Source organism: Streptomyces sp. A0958, assembly GCF_004795035.1.
Classification (GTDB): Bacteria; Actinomycetota; Actinomycetes; order Streptomycetales; family Streptomycetaceae; genus Streptomyces.
Window position 1 is genome coordinate 56,635 of record NZ_SSBK01000028.1, and the last position, 26,321, is coordinate 82,955.

20 protein-coding genes are annotated in these 26,321 nt (G+C 72.6%); 4 read left to right on the forward strand and 16 right to left on the reverse strand.

Translation table 11 applies throughout. The features are described from left to right. Positions 1-28 precede the first annotated feature (28 nt). The 5 genes from E6P78_RS24265 to E6P78_RS24285 all read right to left on the reverse strand — a co-directional run bounded on the left by E6P78_RS24265 (position 29) and on the right by E6P78_RS24285 (position 5,537). Positions 29-382 (reverse strand): MmcQ/YjbR family DNA-binding protein, encoded by a 354-nt coding sequence (locus tag E6P78_RS24265; protein ID WP_136205750.1) that lies wholly within the window; start codon positions 380-382, stop codon positions 29-31. Beyond that, entirely contained in the window at positions 379-1,671 is a 1,293-nt protein-coding gene (locus E6P78_RS24270; RefSeq protein ID WP_136205751.1) for a hemolysin family protein, read from the reverse strand. The genes E6P78_RS24265 and E6P78_RS24270 overlap by 4 nt, the downstream gene beginning before the upstream one ends. Beyond that, positions 1,668-2,165 (reverse strand): rRNA maturation RNase YbeY, encoded by a 498-nt coding sequence (gene ybeY, locus E6P78_RS24275; RefSeq protein ID WP_136205752.1) that lies wholly within the window; start codon positions 2,163-2,165, stop codon positions 1,668-1,670. Before ybeY ends, E6P78_RS24270 begins: the two co-directional genes overlap by 4 nt. 9 nt (positions 2,166-2,174) lie before the next feature. Next, entirely contained in the window at positions 2,175-4,304 is a 2,130-nt protein-coding gene (locus E6P78_RS24280) for a PhoH family protein (RefSeq protein WP_136205753.1), read from the reverse strand. Positions 4,305-4,430: 126 nt separating this feature from the next. After that, a complete protein-coding gene (locus E6P78_RS24285) occupies positions 4,431-5,537 on the reverse strand; it encodes a PfkB family carbohydrate kinase (RefSeq protein ID WP_136205754.1) in 1,107 nt (368 codons plus the stop codon). Between the two features lie 347 nt (positions 5,538-5,884). Here E6P78_RS24285 and E6P78_RS24290 point away from each other — a divergent pair, with 347 nt between their 5' ends. After that, positions 5,885-7,240, forward strand: a complete 1,356-nt coding sequence (locus E6P78_RS24290) for an MFS transporter (protein WP_136205755.1) — start codon at positions 5,885-5,887, stop codon at positions 7,238-7,240. On the opposite strand, the gene E6P78_RS24295 is transcribed toward E6P78_RS24290, so the two are convergent. The 9 genes from E6P78_RS24295 to hrcA form a co-directional block, all read right to left on the reverse strand. Continuing rightward, entirely contained in the window at positions 7,204-8,196 is a 993-nt protein-coding gene (locus E6P78_RS24295; RefSeq protein WP_136205756.1) for an adenosine deaminase, read from the reverse strand. The two genes, E6P78_RS24290 and E6P78_RS24295, sit on opposite strands and share 37 nt — an antisense overlap. A gap of 76 nt (positions 8,197-8,272) precedes the next feature. After that, entirely contained in the window at positions 8,273-9,181 is a 909-nt protein-coding gene (locus tag E6P78_RS24300) for a ribonuclease Z (protein ID WP_136205757.1), read from the reverse strand. After that, the gene (locus E6P78_RS24305; protein ID WP_136205758.1) at positions 9,182-9,541 is read right to left on the reverse strand and encodes a histidine triad nucleotide-binding protein; all 360 of its coding nucleotides are present in this window, start codon (positions 9,539-9,541) and stop codon (positions 9,182-9,184) included. It abuts the gene before it with no gap. 240 nt (positions 9,542-9,781) lie between these two features. Further along, positions 9,782-13,003, reverse strand: coding sequence for a S41 family peptidase (locus tag E6P78_RS24310; protein ID WP_206307899.1), 3,222 nt, complete (start codon positions 13,001-13,003; stop codon positions 9,782-9,784). 126 nt (positions 13,004-13,129) lie between these two features. Continuing rightward, a complete protein-coding gene (locus tag E6P78_RS24315) occupies positions 13,130-13,675 on the reverse strand; it encodes a hypothetical protein (RefSeq protein ID WP_240799359.1) in 546 nt (181 codons plus the stop codon). Positions 13,676-13,747: 72 nt separating this feature from the next. Then, complete coding sequence (locus tag E6P78_RS24320) at positions 13,748-14,494, reverse strand: 16S rRNA (uracil(1498)-N(3))-methyltransferase (RefSeq protein WP_136205759.1); 747 nt, start codon at positions 14,492-14,494, stop codon at positions 13,748-13,750. Next, positions 14,491-15,564 carry a nitronate monooxygenase gene (locus E6P78_RS24325; protein WP_136205760.1) on the reverse strand — a complete coding sequence of 358 codons (1,074 nt, stop codon included), beginning with the start codon at positions 15,562-15,564 and terminating at the stop codon, positions 14,491-14,493. Before E6P78_RS24325 ends, E6P78_RS24320 begins: the two co-directional genes overlap by 4 nt. A gap of 112 nt (positions 15,565-15,676) precedes the next feature. Next, positions 15,677-16,813 carry a molecular chaperone DnaJ gene (gene dnaJ, locus E6P78_RS24330; protein ID WP_136205761.1) on the reverse strand — a complete coding sequence of 379 codons (1,137 nt, stop codon included), beginning with the start codon at positions 16,811-16,813 and terminating at the stop codon, positions 15,677-15,679. Continuing rightward, positions 16,814-17,830: a heat-inducible transcriptional repressor HrcA gene (gene hrcA, locus E6P78_RS24335; protein ID WP_136205762.1), complete on the reverse strand. Its 1,017-nt coding sequence runs from the start codon at positions 17,828-17,830 to the stop codon at positions 16,814-16,816. Positions 17,831-18,014: 184 nt separating this feature from the next. Between hrcA and E6P78_RS24340 the strand changes: the two genes are divergently transcribed. The 3 genes from E6P78_RS24340 to E6P78_RS24350 all read left to right on the forward strand — a co-directional run bounded on the left by E6P78_RS24340 (position 18,015) and on the right by E6P78_RS24350 (position 22,617). Then, on the forward strand, positions 18,015-18,743 hold the full coding sequence (locus E6P78_RS24340; RefSeq protein WP_136205763.1) for an MBL fold metallo-hydrolase: 729 nt from the start codon (positions 18,015-18,017) through the stop codon (positions 18,741-18,743). Between the two features lie 60 nt (positions 18,744-18,803). Further along, entirely contained in the window at positions 18,804-19,622 is an 819-nt protein-coding gene (locus tag E6P78_RS24345; protein ID WP_136205764.1) for a DUF3097 domain-containing protein, read from the forward strand. Between the two features lie 121 nt (positions 19,623-19,743). Continuing rightward, entirely contained in the window at positions 19,744-22,617 is a 2,874-nt protein-coding gene (locus E6P78_RS24350; protein WP_136205765.1) for a hypothetical protein, read from the forward strand. A gap of 15 nt (positions 22,618-22,632) precedes the next feature. Here the strand turns inward: E6P78_RS24350 and hemW are convergent, their stop codons facing one another. Both hemW and E6P78_RS24360 read right to left on the reverse strand, forming a co-directional pair. Next, positions 22,633-23,874, reverse strand: coding sequence for a radical SAM family heme chaperone HemW (gene hemW, locus E6P78_RS24355; protein ID WP_136205766.1), 1,242 nt, complete (start codon positions 23,872-23,874; stop codon positions 22,633-22,635). Positions 23,875-23,964: 90 nt separating this feature from the next. Continuing rightward, positions 23,965-25,959, reverse strand: a complete 1,995-nt coding sequence (locus E6P78_RS24360; protein ID WP_240799360.1) for an ATP-binding SpoIIE family protein phosphatase — start codon at positions 25,957-25,959, stop codon at positions 23,965-23,967. Positions 25,960-26,321: the final 362 nt, after the last annotated feature.

The window sequence follows — 26,321 nt, forward strand, 5'->3', positions numbered from 1 at the left end:
TCCGGAACACGCCCTACGACAACAGGCCCTACGGCCGGTCCAGCCGCAGCCGCTCCGCCTTCGGCAGGCCGGCCACCACCAGGTCGTAGCTGTCCTCGATCAGCTCGCGCAGCTTCGCGTCGGGCAGGCCGGACACCGTGACGGTGTTCCAGTGCCGCTTGTTCATGTGCCACCCGGGCGCCACCGCCTCGTACTCCTCGCGGAGCCGCACGGCCTCGTCGGGGTCGCACTTGAGGTTCACCGTCAGCGGCCGTGCGTCCAGCGCGCTCAGCGCGAACATCTTGCCGAGCACCTTGAAGACGGACGTCTCCGGGCCGAACGGGAACTCCTCGACGCTCTCGTTGAAGTCCAGGCAGAAGGCCCTGAGCCGCTGCGGTGTCACTCCGGGGTCCCCTCCTCGGGAGCCACCGGCTCCACCAGCACCGTGACGATCTTGTTCCGGCGGCCCGCCGGGGACTCGGCGGTCAGCCGCAGCCGCCGCCCGTCGGGGAGTTCGACCTCCGAGGACGCGCCGGCGATCGGAACCCGCCCCAGCGCCTTGGCCAGGAGTCCGCCGACCGTCTCCACGTCCTCGTCGTCGTACTCGTCGAGCCCGAACAGGTCGCCGAGGTCGCCGATGTCGAGCCGGGCGGTCACCCGGAAGCAGCCGTTCTCCAGCGCCTGGACGGGCGGCAGTTCGCGGTCGTACTCGTCGGTGATCTCGCCGACGATCTCCTCCAGGATGTCCTCGATGGTGACGACGCCCGCCGTGCCGCCGTACTCGTCGATGACGACGGCGACGTGGCTGCGCTCCTGCTGCATCTCGCGCAGCAGGTCACCGGCGTTCTTCGTGTCGGGCACGAACGTCGCCGGGCGCATCGCCGTGGAGACCGGATCGGCCTCCGACTCCCGGTTGATGTGCGTCTTGCGGACCAGGTCCTTGAGATAGACCATCCCGACGATGTCGTCCTCGTTCTCGCCGGTGACCGGAATCCGCGAGAAACCGGACCGCAGCGCGAGGGTGAGCGCCTGGCGGATCGTCTTGTAGCGCTCGATGCAGACGAGGTCGGTGCGCGGCACCATCACCTCGCGCACGAGCGTGTCGCCGAGCTCGAAGACGGAGTGCACCATGCGGCGCTCCTCGTCCTCGATCAGCGACTCCTGCTCGGCGAGGTCCACCATGGCCCGCAGCTCGGCCTCACTGGCGAACGGGCCCTTGCGGAACCCCTTGCCGGGGGTCAGGGCGTTGCCGATGAGGATCAGCAGCTGCGGCACGGGGCCCATGACCCTGGCGAGCGGCAGCAGGACGTACGACGCGGCGGTGGCCGTGTTCAGCGGGTGCTGGCGGCCGATGGTGCGCGGCGAGACGCCGATCGCGACGTAGGAGACGAGGACCATCACGCCGATGGCGACGGCCAGCGCCACCCAGGTCTCCGGGAACTCCTTCAGGCAGGCGTACGTGACGAGCACCCCGGCGGCCATCTCGCAGGCGACCCGCACCAGCAGGGCCACGTTGAGGTAGCGCGTCGGATCGGCCGCGACCTGTTCCAGCTTGCCGCTGCCTCGCCGGCCCGAGCGGACCGCCTCGGCGGCCCGGAAGCTGGACGTACGGGCGATACCGGCCTCGGCGCAGGCCGCCAGCCAGCCGACGACGACCAGCAGGACCACGCCGAGGATCAGGGGCAGGCTCACGAGACGGTCGGGGCGGGGGACGGGCCGGTCAGCCCGTGCTCACCGCGCCAGCCGTCCACGATGGCCGCCTGGAGACCGAACATCTCGGCCTTCTCGTCCGGCTCCTCGTGGTCGTAGCCCAGCAGGTGCAGCACCCCGTGGACGGTGAGGAGCTGAAGCTCCTCGTCCATGGAGTGCTGCGTCTCGGCTTCCTCGCCCTGCCTCTTGGCGACCTCGGGGCAGAGCACGATGTCACCGAGGAGCCCCTGCGGGGGCTCGTCGTCGTCCTTGGCCGGCGGACGCAGTTCGTCCATCGGGAAGGACATGACATCGGTCGGGCCCGGCAGGTCCATCCACTGGATGTGCAGCTGCTCCATCGCGGCGCTGTCCACCACGATCACCGAGAGCTCGGAGAGCGGGTGAATCCGCATGCGCGCGAGCGCGTAGCGGGCGATGTCGAGGATCGCCTGCTCGTCGACCTCGGTTCCGGACTCGTTGTTGACGTCGATCGACATGGTGCGCTGCTACTGCTTCCCGTTGTGGCGGCCCCGGCTCTTGCCGCCGCTGCCGTCCTGGTCGCCCTTGCTGTCGTACTTCTCGTACGCGTCGACGATACGGCCGACCAGCTTGTGCCGGACGACATCCTGGGAGGTGAGCCGGGAGAAGTGCACGTCGTCGATGCCCTCCAGGATGTCCTGCACCTGGCGCAGACCGCTCTTGGTCCCGGTCGGCAGGTCGACCTGGGTGACGTCACCGGTGACGACGATCTTCGAGTCGAAGCCGAGCCGGGTCAGGAACATCTTCATCTGCTCGGCGCTGGTGTTCTGCGCCTCGTCCAGGATGATGAAGGCGTCGTTGAGGGTGTTGTGCGTCAGCAGGTGGCCCTGGGTGACGTACAGCGAGTCCTCGGCTGCGACCTGGATGCACACGGCTTCCTCTCGGCCCGCCGGTTCGATGCTGTCGATGAAACGCGTCGGACGACCGCCGCCGCCTGCCGCCCGGTACTTCTCTGCCTTTCGGGCAAGGCGGAAAGGTTCGATGCCCTCGGGAAGACGGATGTCGACGACGTGCGCGTCGTAGCGGTGCTGGGCCTCGCGCCCCTTCGCCACCCCCGGTGCACGGCCTTCAGCGGCCCTGTGCCGTGTGTACGCGACGCCACCGAGTGACTGCACGAGGGCGATCACGTCATCGCGCAGCATGATCGATGCCGTCGTGTACTGGACGCGACAAGTGCGGTCCGTTCGGGTGACCGGGCCTCCGTCCGCGTCGAGCAGTCCTTGAAGGACCGCGAGACGGACGTCGGCGGAGTTGAAGAGGTACGCGTCCGGCACGAACCTGGAGTGGGAACGCGTGCCCACCAGGTCGAGTTCACGCAGCGCACGAGTGACCGCGTCCTCCAGCGTGACCACGTCGCCCGGAGCCTTCACCCGGTTCAGGACATGGTCGACCCCGCCCTTGTGGCGTACGGAAACGCCTGGGAGCGAGCCTTCCAGTGCCTCGGCCAGTTCAGCGTCCTCGGTGGCGAACGATGGGGTCGTCGCGCCGGTCAGGCAGCCGTCCCCCAGCAACAGCCCCAACGCATACGCGTCCATCGGGACCTCACGCTCGGGGAAGCTGACCGGCGCGGTGAGCATCGGCAGTTCGTAACGGCGCGCATGTGCCGCGCGGACGTTGCCGATCATCTCCTTGGTCTCCAGGACCCTCCACGGCTCGTCCCTGCGCTTGTCCGACGCCGTCCGAACGGTCCACAGGTGGTCACCGCAACACAGGGTCCAGGACCCGTCCTGAGCGCTGACACGGTAGATGTCCTTCTCGCCCTGCGGATAGACGCCGAGCACGGGCGTGGGCGCGCCATCGGAGCCGATGACCAAGTCGCCCACCTCAAGAGCGCCGATGGGGCGCCAGCCGTCCGGCGTCAGCACATTGGTGAAGACCGGCTGGGCGCGGCCGCGCATGTACGCCAGGGGTGCGACCTCGATCGTGCCCGCCGCCATCAGGCGCGGGATCGAGTCGGGGTCGAGCATGTCGTGCAGGGCGTCGTAGAGCGGGCGCAGATACGGGTCGATCTTGTCGAAGAGCGTGCCCGGCAGGAAGCCGAGCCGTTCGCCCGCCTCGACGGCCGGGCGGGTCAGGATGATCCGGCTGACCTGCTTGGACTGCAGGGCCTGGACCGCCTTGGCCATGGCGAGGTAGGTCTTGCCGGTACCGGCGGGGCCGATGCCGAAGACGATCGTGTGCTGGTCGATCGCGTCGACGTACCGCTTCTGGTTGAGCGTCTTGGGGCGGATCGTGCGGCCGCGGCTGGAGAGGATGTTCTGCGTGAGCACCTCGGCCGGGGTCTCGGTGCCGTCCGCCTGGCCGTTGTCGCTGGCCTTGAGCATCGCGATCGACCGTTCCACAGCGTCCTCCGTCATCGGCTGACCGGTGCGGAGCACCAGCACCATCTCGTCGAACAGGCGCTGGATCAGGGCGATGTCCGCCGCGTCGCCCGTCGCGGTTATGTCATTGCCCCGGACGTGGATGTCGGCCGCCGGGAACGCCGCTTCGATCACGCGCAGCAGCGAGTCGCCCGCTCCCAGCAGCATCACCATGGGGTGAGCGGCCGGGATGCTGATGTGGGCACGCGCCTGCGGCTGTGTGGGTGACTGAGTCATGGGCCGGCCCTCGGGCCTGCGCATACCTCCCGTTGCAGGGTTCTCGCTGCTCGAAAACCTCTTCTGCACCAAGCCTACGACTCCGCACGGACAACACCAGGGGTTTTCGCGGGCGGTACCCGCCGGCTACGGGCGGAATCCGATCGTGGGTACGGCCCGGCGCAGCGGCCAGGGGCGGGCGGCGGCCGGCAGCAGGTCCTGGAGGAAGGCGTACCGCTGGAGCGCCGCCGGGTCCTGGTCGGCGCAGGTGCGCACCCGCTGCCACCAGGCGGCGATCTCCGCCCAGCCGGGGGCCGACAGCGAGCCGCCGAACTCCTGGACCGAGAGGGCCGCGGTCAGCCCGGCGAAGGCGAGGCGGTCGGCGAGGGGCCAGCCGGCCAGCGTCCCGGTGACGAAGCCCGCCACGAAGACGTCGCCCGCTCCGGTCGGGTCCAGGGCCTCGACCTCGATGGCCGGCACCTCGGCGGCGGTGCCGGTGGCGGCGTCGACCGCGTACGCGCCCTCGGAGCCGAGGGTGACGACGGCGAGCGGTACGCGTTCGGCGAGGGCGTGCGCGGCGGCGCGGGGGCAGGTGGTACGGGTGTAGCGCATCGCCTCCTGCGCGTTGGGGAGGAAGGCGTGGCAGTGCTCCAGGCCGTTCAGGGCGTCCAGGTCCCAGCGCCCGGTGTCGTCCCAGCCGACGTCGCCGAAGATCAGGGCCCCCTGGCGGGCGGCGTCGGCGACCCAGGGCTCGGTGCGGCCGGGGACGAGCGAGGTGACGGCGGCCCGGGCCCTGGGCGGGCAGCGGGGGAAGGCGGGGGCCTCCGGGGAGGCGGTGGTGGGCAGGGCCGGGGCCTCGTGGCCGTGCGAGACCATCGTCCGCTCGCCCTCGTACGCCATCGAGACGGTCACCGGGGAGTGCCAGCCGCGGACCGTGTGCGACCTCGACAGGTCGATGCCCTCGCCCTGTTCGAGCGCGTCCCAGCAGTACTCGCCGTAGTGGTCGTCGCCGAACGCGGCGGCCAGGGAGGTGTGCAGGCCGAGGCGGGCCAGAGCGGTGGCCATGTTGGCGACCCCGCCGGGGCTGGAGCCCATGCCGCGCGCCCAGGACTCGGTACCGCGCACGGGGGCGCTGTCCAGGCCGGTGAAGATGATGTCGAGGAAGACCGTGCCGGTGAGGAAGACGTCGCAGTCGGGGTCCTGCGGTGCGCGCAGCCCGTCCAGCGGGTCGAGGTCCGAAACGTCAGCGCTCACCTTGCACTCCCCGGTCGTGGCGGTTGCGGCCAGTGTGCCCGATTTCCGGCCGCGTCGGCCGGGTGCGCGCCGGACTCACGTTCACTGGCGCTGACCTGCGTAAACACGAGCGGCTACCCAACCGAAAACAACGTAAACGCGAATGTGGCCCAGATCACAGCAGGTCGCCTTTCGGCGCGCCGGGGACACTTGATACAAATTGGCCCGCGAGCACCGTTGGCGACGTACCCGACGGAAGCGCCGATTTCGCCGTATCTTCGCATTACCTCATTACCTCTCTTCGCCTCACCCTTCTTCGCACCACCCCCCTGCCTTCCGCCTCCTCTGGCATGTCTTCAGGAACGCCCATGTCCTCGCGCCCTCGCGCCGCGTGGCCCCTGGTCGCCGTGTTCACCGCCGGTTACCTCGCCTCCTATCTCCTCCCCACCATCGTGGGACGGCTCTCCGTCTACCTGGGCCTCAGCACGGCCCAGGGCGGGCTGGTCGGCAGCGCCCTGCTGCTGAGTTCGGCCTGCGCCGGCTTCAGCCTGGCCGGACGCGTGGAGACGTACGGGCCGTGCCGACCGGCGCGGGCCGGACTGATCCTGTGTGCGGTGGGGTACGGCTGCGCGGCGCTGGCCGGGTCCGTGCCGCTGGTGGTCACCGGCGCGATGATCGGCGGCTTCGGCTCCGGTACGGCGACCGCCGTCGCGGCGGCGGGCATCGCCGCCCAGCGCGACCCGCACCGCACCTCGTCCCTGGGGCTGTTGAGCGTCTCGGCGACCGCGGGCGCCCTGTACCTGACGATCCCGCACCTGGGCGGCGGCCACCGGCTGCCGTTCGCCGCGATCGCCCTGGTCGCGCTGCTCGTCTGGCCGGCCACCTCCCGGCTCGGTGGCTCCGCCCCGGCGGGCCCGGCCGTCCCCGCGGCCGGCCGGCTGCCGCACCGGCGCTCCGGCCTGGTCCTCGCGGGCGGCATGCTCGTCTGGTCGATGGCGCAGAACGCGCTGTGGGGCGTCAGCAGCCGGATCGGCGTGGTCCAGGTCGGGCTGTCCGAGGTGACCATCGGCGCGGTGTTCGCCGCCGCCCTCGGCGCCGGGCTGCTCGGCGTGATGGGCGCCGGGATGCTCGGCTCCAAGCTCGGGCGCGCGGTGCCGATCGGGGTGGGTACCGCGGTCATCGCGGGGAGCATCGTGCTCAGCTCGTCGGCCGGGAGCCTCCGCTCCTTCGCGACCGGCGAGATCCTGTGGAACACCGTCTACCCGGTGGTCCTGTCGTACCTGATCGGCCTCGCCGCCTCCCTAGACGTGCGCGGCCGCTGGGCGGTCCTGGCGGGCTCGGCCTCATCGGTCGGCGTGGCCTGCGGGCCGGTCCTCGGCAGTGTGCTGTCGGAGGAGGTCGGCTACACCGGGATGGGGCTGGTCCTGGGCGCGGCGACCCTGCTGGTCGCGGCCCCGGTGACCGCCGTCGCGCTGCACACCGGTGGCCGTCCGCTGGTGCCGGGATCGGTGCGCCGCAGGGGTGGCGCGCCGGCGGCCCTGCTCGCGGTCACCACGGGTGCGGTGCCCGGCGCGGTGCCGAAGGTGGGCGCGCCCGAGCAGGCCGTCACGGAGATCAGCATCCCGGCCCTGCGCCGCAGGCGGCTGGGCAGGAGCGCGTTCCGGACGGCCGGCCCGGCGGGCGGCGGTCAGTCGAACGCGTACGCCTCGACCTCCGACAGGTAGCGCGCCCTGCGCTCCTCGTCGTGGTCGAGGAAGGCCGCCTCGAAGGAGTTGCGGGCCAGGGTGCGCAGCTGCTCGCGGTCCAGGCCGAGGGCTTCGTGGACGGCGTGGAAGGTGTCTCCCACGTACCCGCCGAAGTAGGCGGGGTCGTCGGAGTTGACCGTGCAGAGGAGCCCGGCGTCCATCATGGCGGGCAGCGGGTGCTGCTCCAGGGTGTCGATGGCGCGCAGCCGTACGTTGGACAGCGGGCAGAGCGTGAGCGGCACCCGGTCGGCGACCAGCCGCTTCACGAGGTCGGGGTCCTCCAGGCACCGCAGTCCGTGGTCGATGCGTTCCACGCCCAGGACGTCGAGCGCCTCGCGGATGTAGCCGGGCGGCCCCTCCTCCCCCGCGTGGGCGACCTTGCGCAGCCCGAGCGCCCCGGCCGCCTCGTACACCTCGCGGAACTTCGCGGGCGGGTGGCCGACCTCGGCGGAGTCCAGGCCGACGGCGCTGATCCGGTGCAGGTGCGGCCTGGCCGCCTCCAGGGTCTCCAGGGCCGATTCGGCGGACTGGTCGCGCAGGAAGCACATGATCAGCTGGGTGGAGACGCCGTGCTTCTCCTCGCTGCGCTCCAGCGCACGGCCCAGGCCCTCCACGACGGTCCCGATGGGCACGCCGCGTGCGGTGTGGGCCTGCGGGTCGAAGAAGATCTCCGCGTGGCGCACGCCCTGGGCGGCGGCGCGGGTGAGGTAGGCGTCGGCGAGTTCGGCGAAGTCGTCCTCGGTCCGCAGCACCGCCATCAGCGCGTAGTAGAGGTCCAGGAAGCTCTGAAGGTCCTCGAAGAGGTAGGCGGTGCGCAGGGCCTCGGTGTCCGCGTGGGGCAGGGTCACGCCGTTGCGCGCGGCGAGCGCGAAGGCCAGTTCGGGTTCGAGGGTTCCCTCGATGTGGAGGTGGAGTTCCGCTTTGGGGAGGTGCACGGTGTTTCTCGCTAACGCAGGTGGTGCTGTGTGCTGTGTGGTTCCGCTGTGTGTTCTGTGGTTCCGCTGGGTGGCTCTACGGGTGACGGCTCGGCACCGCTACCCGCGTCAGATCCTGGGCCACGCTCAGCTCGCCCTCGTACCCGGCCCCCCTCGCCTCGGCCTCGAAGGCCTCCGGCTCCGGGTAGCGCTGGGAGAAGTGCGTGAGGACGAGATGCCGTACGCCCGCCTCGCGCGCGACCCGGGCCGCCTGCCCCGCGGTCAGGTGGCCGTGGTCGGCGGCGAGTTTCCGGTCCTCGTCGAGGAAGGTCGACTCGATGACCAGCATGTCGCACCCTTCCGCGAGTGCGTACACGCCGTCGCAGAGCCTGGTGTCCATGATGAACGCGAACCGCTGTCCGCGCCTGTGCTCGGAGACCTGGTCGAGCGTGACACCGCCGAGGGCGCCCTCGCGCTGGACGCGTCCGACGTCCGGACCCGCGATGCCGTGCTCGGCGAGCTTCGCGGGCAGCATCCGCCGCCCGTCGGGCTCGGTGAGCCGGTAGCCGTACGACTCGACGGGGTGCGAGAGCCGGTGGCTGTCGAGCGTGTACGCGGCGGTGGTGGCCAGCGGTCCGTCGGCGGCGACCGGGGCCTCGGTCAGCTCGACGGACTCGCGGTAGGCGGTGGCGTACCGCAGCCGGTCGAAGAAGTGCTGTCCGCTCGCCGGGTAGTGGGCGGTCACGGGGTGCGGGACCTGGTCGAGGTTGATCCGCTGGATCACCCCGGCCAGGCCCAGCGAGTGGTCTCCGTGGAAGTGCGTGACGCAGATCCGGTTGATGTCGTGGGCGGCGACACCGGCCCGCAGCATCTGACGCTGGGTGCCCTCGCCGGGGTCGAAGAGGATGCCCTCGCCGTCCCAGCGCAGCAGGTAGCCGTTGTGGTTGCGGTGCCGTGTCGGGACCTGGCTGGCGGTCCCGAGGACGACGAGTTCACGTGCGGACATCTATCCGGGAGGCCACTGCAGGCCCCGGCCGCCCAGGACGTGGGCGTGCGCGTGGAAGACGGTCTGGCCGGCGCCGACCCCGGTGTTGAACACGACCCGGTACCCGGTCCCATCGATCTTCTCGTCGGCGGCCACGTTCCCCGCCTCGCACAGCACGTCGGCGAGCACCTGCGGTTCGGCGGCGCCGAGGGAGGCGGCGTCGGGGTGGTGGAGGCGCGGGATGACGAGGACGTGGGTGGGGGCCTGGGGGTTGATGTCGCGGAAGGCGACGGTGGTGTCGGTCTCGCGGACGATGGTGGCCGGGATCTCCCCCGAGACGATCTTGCAGAACAGGCAGTCGGGCTGCGGTTCTCCTGCCATTGCTTGCGCGCTCCTCTGTCTCGGGGTGATCCGTTACGGGGCAGCCTATCGGGGCGGGCGCGGGACCGACCGCCTTCGGGGGCGCTGCCCCCGGACCCCCGCGTCGACGGGCAAGATCCAGCCCCGCCGGCGTTTGAGGCGCGGGGCCCGGGGCAGCGCCCCGGTTACGGGAAAGGGCGGGTAGGGGAACAGGCCCGCCGCAGGCGCGGCACGCCCGCACCGCCCACCCCGCCCCTCACCTCACTCCGAGAGCCCCGGCAACCCCGGCGCCACCTTCGCCGGCACCCGCGTCAGCGACTCCAGTGCGATCCGGATCGCCTCGTCCAGCTGCGGGTCGCGGCCCTCCGCATGGTCCCGCGGCGTCATGACGACCTCCACGTCCGGGTCGACGCCGTGGTTCTCGACGCCCCACCCGTAGCCCTCCAGCCAGAACGCGTACTTCGGCTGCGTGACCAGCGTGCCGTCGACGAGCCGGTAGCGGCTGTCGATGCCGACGACGCCGCCCCAGGTCCGCGTCCCGACCACGGGCCCGATGTCCAGGGCCTTGATCGCCGCGTTCACGATGTCGCCGTCCGAGCCGGAGAACTCGTTGGCGACGGCCACGACGGGCCCGCGCGGCGCGTCGCCCGGGTAGCTGGTGGGGCGCATGCCGCGCGGCAGGTCCCAGCCGACGATGCGGCGGGCCAGCTTCTCCACGACGAGCTGCGAGGTGTGGCCGCCCCGGTTCTCCCGTACGTCCACGACCAGGCCCTCGCGCGCCACCTCGGTACGCAGGTCGCGGTGGATCTGGGCCCAGCCGGAGCCGACCATGTCGGGGACGTGGAGGTAGCCAAGGCGCCCGCCGGACCGCTCGTGCACGTACGCGCGCCGGTCGGCGACCCACGCGTGGTAGCGCAGCGCCTCCTCGTCGGCGACGGGGACCACGACGACATGGCGCCGATCGCCCCCGTCGGCCGGCGAGACGGTCAGCTCGACGGGCTTGCCGGCCGAGCCGGTGAGCAGGGGAGCGGGGCCGGTGAGCGGGTCGACGGGGTGGCCGTCGACGGCCAGGATCGCGTCCCCGGGCCGGACGGCGACACCGGGGGCGGCGAGCGGCGAGCCGGCCGCCGGGTCGGAGGTCTCGGACGGCAGGATGCGGTCGATGCGCCAGCTGCCGTCCTCCGCGCGCGAGACGTCCGCGCCGAGCAGCCCCTGCCGGGCCGAATCGTCGCGCCACCCGCCGGGCGGGGTCACGTAGGCGTGGGAGGTGCCCAGCTCGCCCTGGACCTCCCAGAGCAGGTCGATGAGGTCGTCGTGGGTCGCGACGCGCTCCAGCACCGGCCGGTAGCGGTCCAGGACCCCGTCCCAGTCGACGCCGCCCATGTCGGGGCGCCAGAAGTTGTCCCGCATGATGCGGCCGGCCTCGTCGTACATCTGGCGCCACTCGGCGGCCGGGTCGAGCATGCGGCGGATGCGGGAGAGATCGACGGTGACGGCGTCGTCGTGGTCGTCGTCGGAGCCCGCGGGCACCCGGCTGTCGGACGGGACGACGGACAGCTTGCCGTGGCTGACGAGCGCCAGCCGCTTCCCGTCGCCGCTGACCGCGAAACGGCTGACGTCGGAGGTGAGTTCCTCGCAGCGCAGCTTCTCCAGGTCGTACCGCTCCAGGACGGTGTCGGGGCGGCGGGCGGCGGGGCCCGCCCCGCTCGTGCCGAGGACCCCGGTGACCGGGTGGCGCAGCCAGAGCAGCCCGTCCCGGGCGGCCCGCAGCGAGGAGTAGACGGCGGCCTCGACGGGAAGCGGCACGATCCGGTCGGCCAGGCCGTCCAGGTCGATGCGGGTGATGGGCAGGGCGGTGGGGTTGTCCTCGCCGTCGCCGCCCTTCTCCTTCTCGGTCGGCCGGCCGTGCAGTTGCGGTCCGAACGGGGAAGGGGTGGTCGCGGCGAGCGTCAGCAGGTGCGGCCGGCAGGAGCCGATGAACGCCATGTCGAAGACGTGCGCGTCGTAGATCGGGTCGAAGGCCCGCTCGGAGAGGAAGGCCAGGTGCTTTCCGTCGGCGGTGAAGGCGGGCGCGAAGTCCCGGAACCGCAGCGGGGTGGCCTCGGAGACCGAGAGGTCGGCGATGTGGGCCAGCTTGAGCTGGCTGAGCGGTTCGGGGCCGGGGTGCGACCAGGCGAGCCAGGCGGAGTCGGGCGACCAGGCGAGCCCGGAGACGTCACCGTTCTCGCTGCGGTCCACCTCGTGGATCTCGCCGCTCTCCCGCTCGACGATCAGGACCCGGCCGTCGTGGGCGGCGACCGCGAACCGGCTGCCGTCGGGGGCGGGGGCCAGGTCGAGGACGCGGCCGAGCCGGCCGGCCGCCAGGCGGCGGGGTACGGCGCCGGGTGCGGTACCGGCGGCGGGGGCGCACTCCAGCGCGTCGTCGCCCTCGGCGTCGGTGACCCAGACGACGTGCTGGTCGCCGTCGGCCTGGAACGTGCGGGGCAGCCTGGCCCGTACGCCGGGTTCGGCGGCGAGCGCGCGGGCGGGGCCCTCGCGGTGGGTGACCCAGTGGATGGCGCCCCGGGTGCAGACCGCGCTGCCGCGTCCGGTGCGGTCCGGCGACGCGCTGGTCAGGTGGCTGTCGGCGTGCAGCGGGTAGGGCTGGAGGTCGGCGCGCTGGCCGCCGAGCCGGATCTCGACGCGGCGGGGCGCGTCGCTCTCCAGGCTGTCCAGGAGCCGGAGTTCACCGGCCGAGGCGTAGGCGACCCGGGTGCCGTCGGTGGTGGCGTGCCGGGCGTAGAAGCCGTCGGTGCCGGTGTGCCGGCGCAGGTCGCCGCCGTCGGGCAGGGAGGAGTAGAGGGCGCCGACGCCTTCGTGGTCGGAGAGGAACGCGATGCGCTCCCCCACCCACATCGGGCACTCGATGTTGCCGTCGATGTCCTCGTGGAGCCGGGCGAACTCCTGCGGGTCGTCCTCGGCCGCGATCCAGAGCTTGCCGGCCGTGCCGCCCCGGTAGCGCTTCCAGGTGGCGGCCTCGCGCCCCATGGTGGCCGAGAGCAGCAGGACCCGTCCGCCGGGACCGTACGCGAGGGAGCCGACCGGCCCGTACGGGAGGGTCCGCGCGGGACCGCCGTCGACCGGGACGGCCCGCGCCCAGCTGCGGCGCAGCGAGACCTGGCCCTGGGTGCTGGTGACCAGTACGTCCCCTTCGGGGGTCCAACCGCGCACGGTGGTGCGGGCGTCGCCCCAGTGGGTGAGCCGCCGCGAGGGGCCGCCGTCGGCGGGGGCGAGGTGCACCTCGGGCGCCCCGTCGCGGGTGGAGGTCCAGGCGACGAGGGTGCCGTCGGGAGATATGCGCGGCTGGGTGACGGGACGGTTGTCGGCGCTGACCCGCCACGCCCGTCCGCCGTCGAGCGGGGCGAGCCAGACGTCGTCCTCGGCGGTGAAGGCGATCAAGTCACCCTGGACATGGGGGTACCGGAGGTAGGAAGGCTGTGTCACACGGATCAGCCTAGGCCGCGGACGTGCCAGGTGGCACGGGGTTGGCCGGAGTCCGTCGTGCGCCGGCGCCGGTCGGGCGCGTATGCCCCCGGAATATGCGGGCCCGCCGCCCTGCCTCCGTGGCGCTCACTTGCCGGGGTACGCGGTGACCGTCACCGTCACGGTGGCCGTCGGGCCGTTGCCCTGCCCGGGGTCTCCGGCGGGCGGTGCGGTCGTGGCCGGGGCGGCGCAGTCGCCGAGCAGGGTGGCCCGGAAAACGGCGCGCCCGCCGGTCCTGGCGGTCATGTCGCCGCGTACGCACCGGCCGTTGACCGCGTGCGTCACCTGGCCGTCGAGCGTGATGTCCTGGCCGTCCTTCGTCTTGCCGTCGCAGTGGACGTCGGCCACCTGACGCGCGGAGGCGGTGGGTGCTCCGGAGCGGGTGGCGGAGGTCTTCGCGTCGTTCTTGCCGAGGCCGGCCGTGCAGCTCAGCCAGCGCACGTCGACGCCTTCGTGCTCCAGCGCGCGGGTGGCGGTCCGGTCGGTGGTCACGGCGACGGCCGCGGTGTTCAGCGTGTCGAGGCCGTCGGCCGGGTCACAGGCGGTGAGGCCGGTGACGGCTGCGGCGGCGAGGCAGAGTGCGGCCGGAAAGCGACGGGCCGCGCACCGGCCCCATGCCCTTGATGTCCCCATAAGGGCAGCTTCCCACCACTCCTGACGGTGCGGTAGACCGCTTGTGGCCACAACCACCCCATGGAGGCCGGGTTACGACCAGCGCCCCGTGCGCCCCAGCAGCAGGGCGGTCGCCGCGGTGCCCGCGGTGGAGGTGCGCAGGACGGTCGGGCCGAGCCGGCAGACGCGGGCCCCGGCGGCTGTGAACGCGGTCAGCTCCTCCGGTGACACGCCTCCCTCGGGGCCGACGATCAGCACGATCTCACCGGCCTCGGGCAGCGCGACGGTGGCCAGCGGCTCGCTGTCGTGGTCGCGGTCCTCGTGCAGGACGGCCGCGAAGTCCGCCGTGGCCACCAGCGCGGCGACCTGCTTGGTGGTCATCGCGTCCGCCACGTCCGGGAACCGCACCCGGCGGGACTGCTTGCCGGCCTCCCGGGCCGTGTTGCGCCATTTCGCGAGGGACTTGAGGCCCCGGTCGCCCTTCCACTGGGTGATGCAGCGTGCGGCCTGCCACGGCACGATCGCGTCGACCCCGGTCTCGGTCATCGTCTCGACGGCGACCTCGCCCCGGTCCCCCTTGGGCAGGGCCTGCACGACGGTGATCCGGGCGGCCGGGCGGGGCTCCTCGTGGACCGGGTCCAGGCCGTCCACCACCAGCCGGTCCTTGCCCTCGGCGGCCTTCACGACGCCCTGCGCCCAGCTTCCGCGGCCGTCGGTCAGAACGACCTCCTCACCGGCGCGCAGGCGCTTCACCGAGACGGCGTGCCGCCCCTCCGGCCCGTCGAGGACGAACTCGGGCCCGGCGGGCAGCTGTTCGACGACGAAGACGGGTGCCGTCACTGTGTACTCCTTGTGCTCACTGCCGTCCGTGCGGCGTCCAGTTCCTCGGCGAGCAGCCGGACCAGCCGGCCGGCGGGCAGCTCGCGGGCCATCCGGTGGCCCTGCCCCGCCCACAGCGCCATGCCCTGCGCGTCCCCGGCCCGGGCCGCCGCCTTGCGCAGCACGGAGGTCATGTGGTGGACCTGGGGGTAGGCGGCGGGGGCGTACGGTCCGTGCTCGCGCACGAAGCGGTTGACCAGGCCGCGGGCCGGGCGTCCGGAGAACGCCCGGGTCAGGGTGGTGCGGACGAACAGCGGGTTGGTCAGGGCCTGTTTGTGCAGCAGGTGGGCGCCGGACTCCGGGCAGACCAGGAACGCCGTGCCGAGCTGGGCGGCGTCGGCGCCCGCAGCGAGCACCCCGGCGATCTGCGCGCCGCGCATCAGCCCGCCCGCGGCGATGACCGGTATCTGCACGGTCTCGCGCACCTGGGTCACCAGGCACAGCAGCCCGGTCCCGCCGCCGTCGGTCTCGGGGTCGTCGCGGAACGTGGAGCGGTGGCCGCCCGCCTCGGTGCCCTGGGCGCAGACGGCGTCGGCACCGGCCCACTGCGCCGCCTGTGCCTCCTCGGGCGAGGTGACCGTGACGACGGTGTACGTACCGGCCGCGGCGAACGCGTCGAGGGTGTCGCGCGAGGGGCAGCCGAAGGTGAAGGAGACGACCGGGACCGGGTCCTCCAGCAGGATGGCGAGCTTGGCCTCGTAGCCGTCGTCACCGCAGGCATCGGTGTCACCGAGGGGCGTCTCGTACCAGGAGGACTCGCCCGCGAGCTGGTGGCGGTAGACCTCGAGCGCGCCGGGGTCGGTGAGGTTCTGCTGCGGCATGAAGAGGTTGACGCCGAAGGGCTGTCCGGTCAGCCCGCGCACCTGCTTGATCTCCTGGTACATACCGTCCGCCGTCTTGTACCCGGCGGCCAGGAAACCGAGCCCGCCCGCCTCGGCGACGGCTGCGACCAGCTGCGGGCAGGAGGGACCACCCGCCATCGGGGCCTGCACGATCGGATACCGGCAGAGATCGGTCAACGCGGAGGACATGACCGCATCGTGTCATGTCCTTCCTGTCCCGTGATGCCCGCCCCACGGCAGCGTTTTGTCCGCATGCGGTACGGGCCCGGAGGCAGGGCCCGTACCGGACGGACGGGTGCCGTCAGCGGCCGTTGAACGCGTCCTTCAGGCGCGAGAACAGGCCCTGCTGACCGGGCTGGAACTGGCCGGTGGGCCGCTCCTCGCCGCGCAGCTTGGCCAGTTCGCGCAGGAGGCGTTCCTGCTCGGGGTCCATCTTGACCGGGGTGGTGACCTCGACGTGCACGATGAGATCGCCGCGCCCGCCACCCCGCAGGTGGGTGATGCCGCGGCCGTGCAGCGGGACGGACTGGCCGGACTGGGTGCCCGGCCGGATGTCGACCTCCTCCAGGCCGTCGAGCGTCTCCAGCGGCACCTTGGTGCCGAGGGCCGCCGCCGTCATGGGGATGGTGACCGTGCAGTGCAGGTCGTCGCCGCGGCGCTGGAACACCGCGTGCGGCAGCTCGTGGATCTCGACGTAGAGGTCGCCGGCGGGGCCGCCGCCGGGGCCGACCTCGCCCTCGCCCGCGAGCTGGATGCGGGTGCCGTTGTCGACACCGGCGGGGATCTTCACGGTCAGCGTGCGCCGCGAGCGGATGCGGCCGTCGCCGGCGCACTCCGGGCACGGGGTCGGCACGACCGTACCGAAGCCCTGGCACTGCGGGCAGGGCCGCGAGGTCATGACCTGGCCGAGGAAGGACCGGGTGACCTGGGAGACCTCACCGCGGCCGCGGCACATGTCGCAGGTCTGGGCGGAGGTGCCGGGGGCCGCGCCCTCGCCGCTGCACGTCGTGCAGACGACGGCCGTGTCGACCTGGATGTCCTTGGTCGTGCCGAAGGCCGCCTCGGAGAGGTCGATCTCCAGCCGGATCATGGCGTCCTGGCCGCGCCGGGTGCGCGAACGGGGTCCGCGCTGCGACGACGCGCCGAAGAACGCGTCCATGATGTCCGAGAAGTTGCCGAAGCCGCCCTGGCCGAAACCGCCCGCGCCGCCGCCCCCCGACTGGGAGAGCGGGTCGCCGCCGAGGTCGTAGACCTGCTTCTTCTGAGCGTCCGACAGGACCTCGTAAGCGGCGTTGATCTCCTTGAACCGCTCCTGGGTCTTCGGATCGGGGTTCACATCCGGGTGCAGCTCGCGGGCGAGCCTCCGGAAGGCCTTCTTGATCTCGTCCTGAGAGGCGTCGCGGCGCACGCCGAGTACGGCGTAGTAGTCCGTGGCCACTTACGACTCCGCCAGGATCTGTCCGACGTAACGTGCCACTGCGCGTACCGCTCCCATCGTTCCGGGGTAGTCCATGCGGGTCGGTCCGACCACGCCGAGTTTGGCGACTGCCTCGTCGCCCGAACCGTAGCCGACCGCGACGACGGACGTGGAGTTGAGCCCCTCGTGGGCGTTCTCGTGCCCGATACGTACGGTCATGCCCGAGTCCGTGGCCTCGCCGAGCAGCTTCAGCAGCACGACCTGCTCCTCCAGTGCCTCAAGCACCGGCCGGATCATCACCGGGAAGTCGTGTCCGAAGCGGGTGAGGTTGGAGGTGCCGCCGATCATCAGCCGCTCCTCCGTCTCCTCGACGAGGGTTTCGAGCAGGATCGAGAGCACGGTGGACACGGTTCCCCGGTCCTCGCTCTCGAAGGATTCCGGCAGGTCCTGCACCAGCTGCGGGACGTCCGTGAAACGGCGTCCCACCACCCGGCTGTTGAGCCGGGCCCGCAGATCGGCGAGAGACGTCTCACCGAACGGCGCCGGGCAGTCGACCAGCCTCTGTTCAACCCGGCCGGTGTCCGTGATCAGCACGAGCATCAGCCGCGCCGGAGCCAGGGACAGCAGTTCCACGTGCCGCACCGTCGAACGGGTCAGCGAGGGGTACTGCACGACGGCGACCTGCCGGGTCAGCTGCGCGAGCAGCCGTACGGTCCGGCCCACGACGTCGTCGAGGTCGACCGCGCCGTCGAGGAAGTTCTGAATGGCGCGGCGCTCCGGCGACGAGAGGGGCTTGACGCCCGCGAGCTTGTCGACGAAGAGCCGGTAGCCCTTGTCCGTCGGAATGCGGCCCGCGCTGGTGTGGGGCTGGGCGATGAAGCCCTCGTCCTCCAGCACCGCCATGTCGTTGCGGACGGTGGCCGGGGAGACCCCCAGCTTGTGCCGCTCCGTGAGCGCCTTGGAGCCGACGGGCTCCTCGGTCCCGACGTAGTCCTGGACGATGGCGCGCAGCACTTCGAGTCTGCGTTCGCTGAGCATCGCGCACACCTCCAGCTGTCCATCTCGGTGGTTCTCGGGCCGTTCCCGGGATTCCTCCTGGCACTCTGTGCGTACGAGTGCCAGCGATCCCCGGCCAGTGTACGGCGACGGGGTGGCTCCCTAGCAAGGGCGACCGGCCACGCTACCGCGAGACCGCGCAGGTCGCTGCCGATAGCGTCGCCGCATGGACGTCTCTTGGGAAGAGCTGGGCTGGGAGCGACTGGGTCACGGAGTGGGCCGCAGACGCCTTCCGGTCTGGGACGCGACGGCTCTGCTGGTGGTGGGACCGGACGCGGTGCTGCTCTGTGACACCGGTTCGTCACTCCGCGAAGGGGCCGGGCTGCGCGTTCAGGCCCAGTCGCTGCTCGGCCGGCGGGTGACGCACATCGCACTCAGCCACCCCCATTTCGATCATGTACTGGGCACGGCCGCCTTCGCCGAGGCGCGGGTGTACGGCGCGGCGGGCACGGCGGAGCTGCTGCGGCACGGCGCGGACGAGCTGTACGCGGACGCGGTGCGGCACGGCCTGCCCGAGCCGGACGCGGCGGAGTCCGCCGATGTGCTGGTGGCCCCGCGCCACGAGGTGCACGGGGAGCGGACGCTCGATCTGGGCGGCGGCCGGAAGGTGCTGCTGGTGAATCTGGGCCGGGCGCACAGCGGCCACGACCTCGCGGTGCTGGTCCCGGGCTCCCCCGGCTCCCCCGCGATCGTGTTCTGCGGCGACCTGGTCGAGGAGTCCGGCGAACCGCAGGCGGGCCCGGACGCCCACCCCACCCGCTGGCCGTGTGCGCTGGACCGGCTGCTGGCGCTGGGTGGCGAGGACGCGCTGTACGTGCCGGGGCACGGGGCGGTGGTGGACGCGGGGTTCGTCCGGGCGCAACGCGACCGGCTGGCCGGCCTCCCCACAGCCTGAAGGGCATGGGAGGCATCCCCTCCGGCGTGTCGTAGCCCTTCCCCCGCTTATCGTCGTGCGATGCGCAGCTACCAGCCGGATCTGACCCCGCCGTGGAAGAAGTCCGCCCCCGTCCCCGAGGTGCCCGCCGAGCCCGATCTCGTCGTGGAGGACGTCGCCACCGGCTTCTGCGGTGCGGTGGTCCGGTGCGAGAAGACCGCCGAGGGGCCGACGGTGACCCTGGAGGACCGCTTCGGCAAGCACCGGGTCTTCCCGATGGCGCCGCGCGGCTTCCTGCTGGAGGGGCGGGTCGTGACGCTGGTGCGCCCGTCGGCCGGCGGCCCGGTGCGGCCCGCGCGTACGGCCTCCGGATCGGTGGCGGTGCCCGGGGCGCGGGCGCGGGTGGCGCGGGCCGGGCGGATCTACGTGGAGGGGCGGCACGACGCGGAGCTGGTCGAGCGGGTCTGGGGCGACGACCTGCGGATCGAGGGCGTGGTGGTCGAGTACCTGGAGGGCGTCGACGACCTGCCGGCGATCGTGCGGGAGTTCTCGCCGGCTCCGGACGCGCGGCTCGGGGTGCTGGTCGACCATCTCGTGCCCGGTTCCAAGGAGTCCCGGATCGCGGCGCAGGTCTCGGACGGCGACGTCCTGGTGGTCGGCCATCCGTACATCGACGTGTGGGAGGCCGTGAAGCCGTCCTCGGTGGGGATCGCCGGCTGGCCGGTGGTGCCGCGCGGCCAGGATTGGAAGACCGGCGTGTGCCGGGCGCTGGGCTGGCCGGAGAACACCGGGGCGGCCTGGCAGCGCATCCTCTCCTCGGTCCACTCCTACCGGGATCTTCAGCCCGAACTCCTGGGCCGCGTAGAGGAATTGATTGATTTCGTCACCCTTCCGGCCTGATGTCCGGCGGGTCTTCCCGCCGATCCCGCACCGATCCGGAGGATTCCCTGCGCCTCACACGCATCATCGGTTATTGAGTGGTGCCAGGCTCTTTTCGCGAGGGAAGGCACGGGGGCGGGCGATGGCGCGCGAGGTATGGCGGGACAGTGCGGAGAACGAGGCGGCCTCCGCCGTCTTCCACTTCGTGCAGCAGCTCATCGACCGCTACCGCGACAACCGGCCGGTGATGCCGCTGGTGGTCCTCCAGGCCGCCGACGCCGATGTGCCGGCCGCCGTGGACGCCAGGGTCGAGCAGATCGTGCGCCAGATCCACCGGGCCAACCTGCCGCGCCGGGTTCCCCTGAAGCTGCTCGAAGGGCGCGGCGAGACACCGTACGACGCCGCCCTGGACCTGGTCCGGACGCTGACCGAGAAGCCGTGGGAGACCCGGGGCGGCTCGCAGTACAAGCCGTTCGCCTTTCCCCGCTCCCGGCTGCTCGGCGCCATCGAGCAGGCCACCACCGCCGTGCTCCGGGACCCGGACCCGGCCGGCTCGCGGGACCAGCGCGACGAACGGATTCTGCAGGAGCTGAGCACCCTGCGCTGGCGGGCCGGGCGGCGCGGGCCCGGCACCTGGTGGGGCGCGTTCCGGGAGTCGGTGCGGCCCGAGACGTTCGTCGGGGCCGTGGTCATCGCGGTCCTGGGTGTGCTGCTCGGCGAGATCGGCTGGCTGCCGACCACGCTGGTGGCCGTGGGGGCGGTCCTCGGGCTCGCCGTCGTCCGGCTGCTGACGACGTCGGCGCCGCCGCTGCTGTGGCTGCGCCGGGCCAGCAGGTGGTTCGCCACCACCTCGTCGCTGGCCGCCGCCAGTACCGGCTATCCGTCGGACGGCTGGTCGCGGTTCTCGCCCAGCGGTTCGTGGCGGGTGATCCGGGCGCGGGCGGCGGTGGTCGCGGGGCGGGTGGCCGACGCGGCGGCGGGCGACGAGCGCTCCCGCCAGTTCCACCTGGAGCTGCGGGTGCAGGCGCTGCTGGAGGACCTGCGCAACAACTACCGCCCGCACGCGCCGGACTGGCGGCGCGGCAAGCGCACCGTACCGCCGGTGGTCTTCCTGCCGACGGCCGTGCAGGACAACGGCGGCATCCAGCTGATCAACGCCATCAACAACGTCCGCTCCCGGCGCAGCGAGGTCGACCCGCTGCTGCTCCTGGCGTCCCTGCCGGCGGCGGAGATCCTGCGGCACACCCCGCCGCTGCCGCCCGATCCGCTGCCCACGCACAGCGGCGCGGCGCGCGCCCGTTACGAGGACTGGGTCAGCCATCTCAGCGTCGGCCAGTCCCCCTCGGCCGCCGCCACGCTCGCCTGGGTGCTGCGGCTGCCGCTGTCGACCGAGCAGCTGACCCATGAGCACGGGCACGCGCAGCTGGTCACGGAGCGGGTGCGCAGGACGTGGGTGTGGTGGGTCATGTCGCGGACGACGGTCGCCTGTCTACTGGCGGGCGCCCTGCTCGGGACGCTGCTGGTCAGCAACCACCTGGCGGACCGCTACTGCCACGGGCCGCTCACCGACGTCAACACGGACTCGGTGCGGCTGCCCGCCCCGGGCGGCGGGGACAAGGAGTGCATCGGCGTGGCGACGACCACACGGGTGCGCTTCGCGGCGGGCAACGAGCTGGAGCTGGACGGGGCCGGCGAGGGCGTCACCTTCGACCGGATCGAGCGGGCCGTGTCCGAGGAGAACGCCTCGATCGAGCCGGGCGACAAGTACGTGACCCTGATCTACGCGGGTCCGTTCACCGCCCCTTCCCCGGCGGGCACCCGCAAGGCCCTGGAGGAGCTGACCGGCGTCTACCTCTACCAGCACCACACCAACACGCTCGACTTCTCCGTCAAGCTGCGGGTGCTCACCGCCAACGGCGGGCAGGACATGCTCCAGCAGATCCCCGCCGTGAAGAAGATCATCGAGGTGGCCGAAAGAGACCCCTCGGTCGTCGGAGTCGTCGGGCTCGGGCGCGACACGACCGACAGCCCGAAGGCCACCGAGCTGTTGCAGCAGGCCGGTCTGCCCATCGTGGACACCACCAATTCCGGCGGCTATCTGGCGACGGACTACTCCAACTACTTCGGCATTGCGGCGACCGACCAGGAGCAGGCGGACACCCTCGGGCTGGTGGCGAAGCAGGTGGCCGCGCGGGTGGCCGGGAAGCGCAAGCCCCGGGCCCTGGTCCTGTCGCGCAAGCTCGGCAACAACGACAAGGACCGCTACACGCTGGAGCAGCGCGAGGTGGGCCGCACGATGCTGGACAAGGCGGGGTTCAAGCGCTCCCCGCAGGTGGACTACGGACTCGGCCGCCGCAGCAGCGCCGACCTGGACAAGCCGGTGCAGCAGATCTGCGGGGCGGACCAGGCCCCGGACGCCCTGTACTTCGCGGGCCGGGTCGAGGACGTCGCCAACCTGATGAGCCGGCTCGCGCACAGCTGCTCCCGCCGCCCCATCACCGTCTTCACGGGCGACGACCTGACCAAGGCGCGGCTCGACGCGAGCACGGACACCACGAAGAACGTCACGCTCTACCACACGGCGCTCGCCCCGATGAGCCGCGGCCGGGCCGACGGCTTCTACACGGAGTCGCACCGGGCGCTGGAGAAGCTGCTGCCCGAGGGCGGGACGCTGCCCCGGCTGCCGGCCACCAAGGCGTACGAGGACCCGCTGTTCGCCAGCGGCCAATCGGTGATCTCCTACAGCGCCACGGCCGCCCTCTACGACGCGGCGAGCCACGGCGACGCGGTGAACAGCGCGGCGGAGACCTGGTCGAACCTGTACGCGGTGAAGCTGCGGACCATGCCCACGGGCACGATCACCTTCCGCGGCTTCATCCCGTACGAGAAGCAGGCGGGCCACGGTCTCGACGTCGTCCAGGTCACCTACCCGGACGGCCGCAGCCACGCCCGGATCATCTGCGGCCGCGCGGCCGGGGGACGCGCCCTCACCCCGCCGGGCTGTCCGCTGGAGTGAGCGCGCGCCCGCACCTCAGTCCACGAGGTCGCGCACCACGGCGTCGGCCAGCAGGCGTCCGCGCAGGGTGAGCACGGCCCGCCCGTCGTCGAACGGCGCCGGCTCCAGGAGCCCGTCGTCCACCGCCCGGCGGGCCGCCGCGAGCCCGGCGGGGGCCAGCAGGGACAGCGGGCAGCCGTCGACCAGGCGCAGCTCCAGCAGGATGCGCTCGACGCGGCGGTCCTCGGCGGAAAGGATCTCGCGCCCGGCCCCCGGCGACCGCCCCTCGGCGAGCGCCTGGGCGTACGCACCGGGGTGCTTCACGTTCCACCAGCGCACGCCCCCGACGTGGCTGTGCGCGCCGGGTCCGGCGCCCCACCAGTCGGCCCCGCGCCAGTACAGCTCGTTGTGCAGGCAGCGGCCCTCGGGCGTGCGGGCCCAGTTCGACACCTCGTACCAGGAGTAACCGGCGGCGGCCATCGCCTCGTCCGCGATGAGGTACCGGTCGGCGTGCGCGTCGTCGTCCGTCATCGGGATCTCGCCGCGCTTGATCCGGCGGGCGAGCCCGGTGCCCTCCTCGACGATCAGCGCGTACGCGGAGACGTGGTCGGGTCCGGCGCCGATCGCCGCGTCCAGGGAGGCGCGCCAGTCGTCGTCGGACTCGCCGGGGGTGCCGTAGATCAGGTCGAGGTTGACGTGCTCGAAACCGGCCGCCCGCGCCTCGGCGACACAGGCCTCGGGCCTGCCGGGGGTGTGGGCGCGGTCGAGGATCTTCAGGACGTGCTGCCGGGCGCTCTGCATGCCGAAGGAGATCCGGTTGAAGCCGCCCTCGCGCAGCTCGGCCAGGTAGGCGGGGCCGACGGACTCGGGGTTGGCCTCGGTGGTGATCTCGGCGTCGTCCGCGAGCCCGAACTCCTCGCGGACCGCGGCCAGCATCCGGACCAGGTCGGCTGCCGCCAGCAGGGTCGGTGTGCCGCCGCCGACGAAGACCGTGCGCACCGGGCGGGGGTCGTCGCCGAGCACCTTGCGGGCCTGGCGGATCTCGCCGACGAGGTGCGAGGCGTAGTTGTCGCGGGAGGCGAGCGCACCGCCGGAGCCGCGCAGCTCGGTCGCGGTGTAGGTGTTGAAGTCGCAGTAGCCGCAGCGGGTCGCGCAGTACGGGACGTGCAGGTAGAAGCCGAGCGGGCGGCCGGCTGCGCCTTCCAGGGCATGGCGGGGCAGCGCCCCGTCGTCGGGCACGGGTTCACCATCGGGCAGTACGGAAGGCATACCGCCCATTGTCGCGCGCCGCCCGGCAACCGGACGCCACTGCTCCCGTAGGGCCTGTCAGGTCTCCTCGGCCTGCTCGGTCTATTCGGCCTGTTCGGTCTATTCGGTCTGTTCGGTCCGCCCTGTTTGTTCGGTCTGTTCGGCCCGCTCTGTCTGCTCGGTCTGTTCGGCCCGCTCTGTCTGCTCGGTCTGTTCGGCTTGGAGCACCAGCAGCGCCAGGTCGTCGTCCGGCGGGCGCTCGGCGAAGGCGTGCACGGCGTGCTTGATGCGGTCCGCGATCCCCTCGGCGCTCAGCCCCGCGCAGCCGGACAGGGCCCGGGCGAGCCCGTCGCCGTCGTCGAACATCAGCGGGCCCGAGCGCCGCTCGGTGACCCCGTCGGTGACGCAGAGCAGGCTGTCGCCGGGGGCCAGGTCGAAGCTCTGGGTCTCGTAGACGGCGTCGTCCATGAGGCCGAGCAGCAGTTGCGGCTCGGCGGCGGGCCGCACGGTGCCGTCGGGGCGCAGCAGCAGCGGCAGCGGGTGGCCCGCGCTGGCCAGGGTGCAGCGGGCGCCGCCGCCGGGCAGCGGCACCAGCTCCCCGTACAGCAGGGACAGGAAGCGGGACTGTCCGCTGTCCGCGGAGTGCTGGCCGCCGGCGGCGGCGACCATGAGCGCGGCGGCCTCGGCGGCCTCCATCGCGTCGTCCAGGAGCAGCCGGTTGAGGCGGACCAGGACCTCGTCGGCCTGGAAGCCCTCGCGGGCCAGCAGCCGCAGCCAGGGGCGGGCGAGCCCGGTGACGACGGCGGCCTCGGGGCCGCTGCCCTGGACGTCGCCGAGGACGAAGCACCAGCGGTCGCCGGGGCACGGGAAGATGTCGTAGAAGTCGCCGCCGACGACCCCGTCGTCGCTCGGCTCGTAGACCAGGGAGCTGGCGACGCCCGGTATCCGGGCGACCTTGCTGGGCAGCAGTCCGCGTTGCAGGATGCGGCTGATGGTGGCCTGGCGGGTGTAGGCGCGGGCCGCGCCGACGGCGAGGCCGACCCTGCGGACGAAGTCCTCGATGAGGGCGGTGAGCTCGTCGGGAACGCGCGCGGTGGACTCGCGGCCCAGGAGTACGGCTCCGAGGGTGCGGCCGCCCGAGGTGATCCGGTAGGCGAGCGCGACGCCCTCGGCCTCCGCCCCGTCCTTCTCCGGCGTCTCGCCGTCCTCGGCGCCCCCGGGCCACGGCATGGAGACGGCGCCGGTGCCGACCCGCTCGGGGAGCCGGAGCGGGTCCCCTTCCAGGAGGGCGCGCAGCGGCGGGATGCGGTCCTCGTCCACGTGCCAGACCTTGGCGAGGCGGGGGACGGCCGAGGGGCCGCCGCTCTCGGGCTCCAGCCAGATCGCGCACCAGTCGGCGAGCCGGGGGACGAGTAACTGTCCGGCGAGCGCCGCCACGATGTCCTCGTCCAGCTGTCCGGCCAGCAGATCGGAGGCCTCGGCGAGGAACGAGAGCGCGCCGCGCCCGGCCCAGTCCCCGTCGTCGCGCAGGGCGCGCCGGGCGGTGGGGGCGAGGAGTTCCGCGGCGCGCAGTCCGCGTTCGAAGCCGGGCTCGCCGCGGGCGTCGGGGAAGGGGTTCCAGTCGTCGACGGGGAGGCGGGCCCAGACGGTCTTGAGGCCGGTGCGGTAGGTGATCCCCCAGCGTTCGGCGAGGGTGGCGACGAGCTCCAGGCCGCGCCCGTAGTCGGCGGGCTCGTTCGCGCCCTCGGCGCCGTGTCCGTGGTCGCCGCGCACCGTGCGGGCCGGGTGGTGGTCGGAGACCTCCAGGACCAGGGCGGACGCCTCCTCCTCGGTTGCCTCCTCCAGCCGGAAGAGCAGTTCGACGTTGGTGCCCGCGTGGACGACGGCGTTGGTGACCAGCTCACTGACGATCACCGCCGCGTCGTCGGTCAGCCGGTCGCTGAACCCCACGGCGGCGGGCAGCCCGAGCCCGCTCCACTCGGCGAGCGCGGCGGTGACGAACCGCCGGGCCGCGGAGGGCGCGAGGAGGTTCCCGGGCAGGCTGGTCCGGGCGACCGGCTGTGTACCGGTGGAAGCGGCGGTGGTTCCGGGACGCTGCACGATGTCCCGCTGCAAGGGAATGGACCCCACAGGGCGGCTCCTGACCTGTTCTCGCTCTGCCTGTTCTCCGTTATGCGCCGCTGACGACACGGACAGAGTGACAGATCGGACCTTCCCATATGCGCCGAGTTACCGAAGTGGGTGGTGAAGACAGCGCGGCCGGAACGCGCCGGCCCCCCGCGCCGGAGTGCGCGGGGGGCTTTCGGGGGGCGTACGAGGATGGGGCGGGCGCCGGGCTACGGCAGGGCCCAGGGCCTGTCTTCAAACTGCCGTCGTCGCCCGAAGGGCGGCCGGGCGGCGTCAGGTGCTTCCCCAAGTTCTCGGCTTCGCTCGAACAGGGGAGACCCCACTCCTCGGCGTGCCGGCCCCAGGCCCCT